At 53.9% G+C, this 3,447-nt stretch carries 2 tRNA genes and 2 rRNA genes (1 of these 4 cut by a window edge); all 4 read right to left on the reverse strand.

The features are described from left to right. A 23S ribosomal RNA gene (locus ACIQTU_RS15730) occupies window positions 1-959 on the reverse strand (it extends 1,920 nt beyond the left edge of the window). A 226-nt stretch (window positions 960-1,185) separates the two neighbouring features. Continuing rightward, a tRNA-Ala gene (locus ACIQTU_RS15735) sits at window positions 1,186-1,261 on the reverse strand. A 53-nt stretch (window positions 1,262-1,314) separates the two neighbouring features. Continuing rightward, window positions 1,315-1,391 (reverse strand) — tRNA-Ile (locus tag ACIQTU_RS15740). 205 nt (window positions 1,392-1,596) lie between these two features. After that, window positions 1,597-3,057: ribosomal RNA gene (locus tag ACIQTU_RS15745) — 16S ribosomal RNA — on the reverse strand. The 16S and 23S rRNA genes sit together here with 2 tRNA genes alongside, the layout of an rRNA operon. Window positions 3,058-3,447 lie beyond the last annotated feature (390 nt).

Below are 3,447 nucleotides of genomic sequence, written 5' to 3' on the forward strand. Positions count from 1 at the left end.
GTTCTCTTGGGTATTCGGAGTTTGGTTAGTATTGGTACCGCTCGCGCAGCCCGCAACCATCCAGTGCTCTACCCCCCAAGGAATTCGTCGGACGCTCTACCTAAATAGATTTCGCGGAGAACCAGCTATGTCCAGGTTTGATTGGCCTTTCACCCCTATCCACAAGTCATCCGAGAATTTTTCAACATTCACCGGTTCGGTCCTCCAGTTAGTGTTACCTAACCTTCAACCTGCTCATGGATAGATCACCTGGTTTCGGGTCGTCATACGTCGAACTTAGCGCCCTATTCAGACTCGCTTTCGCTACGCCTACACCTAACGGCTTAAGCTTGCTCGACACATGAAGTCGCTGACCCATTATACAAAAGGTACGCCGTCACCCCGCTTGGGGGCTCCGACTGCTTGTAGGCTTCCGATTTCAGGATCTGTTTCACTCCCCTTGTCGGGGTGCTTTTCACCTTTCCCTCACGGTACTTGTTCACTATCGGTCGTAGAGGAGTACTTAGGCTTGGAGGGTGGTCCCCCCATGTTCAGACAGGATTTCACGTGTCCCGCCCTACTCGAGTCTCTTGCTGTTTGACGGCTACGGGGCTGTCACCCGCTATGGCCGATCTTTCCAGATCGTTCGCCTTTATTTCACAAGAGCACTGGCCTGGTCCCGGTTCGCTCGCCACTACTACGGGAGTCTCGGTTGATGTCCTTTCCTCCGGTTACTGAGATGTTTCAGTTCACCGGGTTCGCTTAATGAAGCCTATGTATTCAGCTCATTATACCTTTCAACAATCCACCAATCGCTGCTCCGAAAAGCAGAGTTGGAAGACTGTAAAGGTGGGTTTCCCCATTCGGAAATAGCCGGATCAAAGGGTGCTAGCGCCTCCCCGGCTCTTATCGCAGCTTGCCACGTCCTTCATCGCCTCTCTACGCCAAGGCATCCGTCAGAAGCCCTTAAACGCTTGATCGTTTCTCAGCAAAACCCATGCATAGGCTACCCGGGGGATGGAAAGAGGTATCCGCCGGACCTACACCTGGTTTTACTTGCCAGACGATGTCTTCTTCGAACCTGTCCTGAAAGCCTATGAGGGGCCGGACAAATTCTTCCTTCACAATGTCAATGCAGACGATCCGTAGATCAGCTGCAAACTTGTTTTGATCGCGATGTTCTCAAGCATCCCGCTTGAGAGTTCCTGGTGGAGCCAGACGGAGTCGAACCGACGACATCCTGCTTGCAAAGCAGGCGCTCTACCAACTGAGCTATGGCCCCAATAGGGAACTAGCCAGGAGAGCCGTCGACGATGCCGCGGTCCAGCTTGGCGCTGGTAGGCCCGGGCAGACTCGAACTGCCGACCTTACGCTTATCAGGCGTACGCTCTAACCACCTGAGCTACGGGCCTTCGGCAGTGCGACAGCCAAGACAGATCCAGGCTCGCGATCGCGCCATCACTGTCATGAGCCCGTATGGCCCAAGGTCGTGATGACGAATGGTTGGAAAGAGAAACGGAGACGGCGGCGTCCCGCATAATGTGAATGTACCGAGGTACTTCACTAAATCGGAGCCTCAATAACATCTCGTGAGAGATGCTGGAGAAGCATCCTTAGAAAGGAGGTGATCCAGCCGCAGGTTCCCCTACGGCTACCTTGTTACGACTTCACCCCAGTCGCTGACCCTACCGTGGTCGACTGCCTCCTTGCGGTTAGCGCATCGCCTTCGGGTAGAACCAACTCCCATGGTGTGACGGGCGGTGTGTACAAGGCCCGGGAACGTATTCACCGCGGCATGCTGATCCGCGATTACTAGCGATTCCAACTTCATGCCCTCGAGTTGCAGAGGACAATCCGAACTGAGACAACTTTTAAGGATTAACCCTCTGTAGTTGCCATTGTAGCACGTGTGTAGCCCACCCTGTAAGGGCCATGAGGACTTGACGTCATCCCCACCTTCCTCCGGCTTAGCACCGGCAGTCCCATTAGAGTTCCCAACTAAATGATGGCAACTAATGGCGAGGGTTGCGCTCGTTGCGGGACTTAACCCAACATCTCACGACACGAGCTGACGACAGCCATGCAGCACCTGTGTCCTAGTCTCCGAAGAGAAAGCCACGTCTCCGTGGCGGTCCAGGCATGTCAAAAGGTGGTAAGGTTCTGCGCGTTGCTTCGAATTAAACCACATGCTCCACCGCTTGTGCGGGCCCCCGTCAATTCCTTTGAGTTTTAATCTTGCGACCGTACTCCCCAGGCGGATTGCTTAATGCGTTAGCTGCGTCACCGAACTGCATGCAGCCCGACAACTAGCAATCATCGTTTACGGCGTGGACTACCAGGGTATCTAATCCTGTTTGCTCCCCACGCTTTCGCGCCTCAGCGTCAGTAATGAGCCAGTATGTCGCCTTCGCCACTGGTGTTCTTCCGAATATCTACGAATTTCACCTCTACACTCGGAGTTCCACATACCTCTCTCACACTCAAGACACCCAGTATCAAAGGCAGTTCCAGAGTTGAGCTCTGGGATTTCACCCCTGACTTAAATGTCCGCCTACGCGCCCTTTACGCCCAGTAATTCCGAGCAACGCTAGCCCCCTTCGTATTACCGCGGCTGCTGGCACGAAGTTAGCCGGGGCTTCTTCTCCGGGTACCGTCATTATCGTCCCCGGTGAAAGAATTTTACAATCCTAAGACCTTCATCATTCACGCGGCATGGCTGCGTCAGGCTTTCGCCCATTGCGCAAGATTCCCCACTGCTGCCTCCCGTAGGAGTCTGGGCCGTGTCTCAGTCCCAGTGTGGCTGGTCATCCTCTCAGACCAGCTACTGATCGTCGCCTTGGTGAGCCATTACCTCACCAACTAGCTAATCAGACGCGGGCCGCTCTAAAGGCGATAAATCTTTCCCCCGAAGGGCACATTCGGCATTACCACCCGTTTCCAGGAGCTATTCCGAACCTAAAGGCACGTTCCCACGTGTTACTCACCCGTCCGCCACTAACCCCGAAGGGTCCGTTCGACTTGCATGTGTTAGGCCTGCCGCCAGCGTTCGCTCTGAGCCAGGATCAAACTCTCAGGTTGAGTTGACTTATCTGACCTAAGCTTAAGACGACTAAATCGTCTTGGCGTTAGTTCTACGTATTATTGACGAGATCCCACGTCACCGATCCGAAGATCAGTTACATGGTATGTCTTTTCAAAAAGACCGCAGATTGTCAGTGTCGACTAAAGTTCCGAAGAACTTCGCCAGGACACCGCCGCCTGCGTTTCTCTTTCCAGATCAACGATTTCAAAGACCTAAACCGGCAAAACCGGCCGAACCGTTTAGCGCCCGTTCGCGGCGGAGGCGGTGTTTAGCGCCCCTGATTTTCCGTGTCAAGCAGTTCTTTTTAAAGAACTTTTCGAACACTCCCGAAACCCGAAGGCCCCGGCGGAGGCGGCTATCTAAGGAAAGCCGATCTCCAAGTCAAC

The organism is Brevundimonas sp. NPDC090276, from assembly GCF_044772165.1.
Classification (GTDB): domain Bacteria; phylum Pseudomonadota; class Alphaproteobacteria; order Caulobacterales; family Caulobacteraceae; genus Brevundimonas.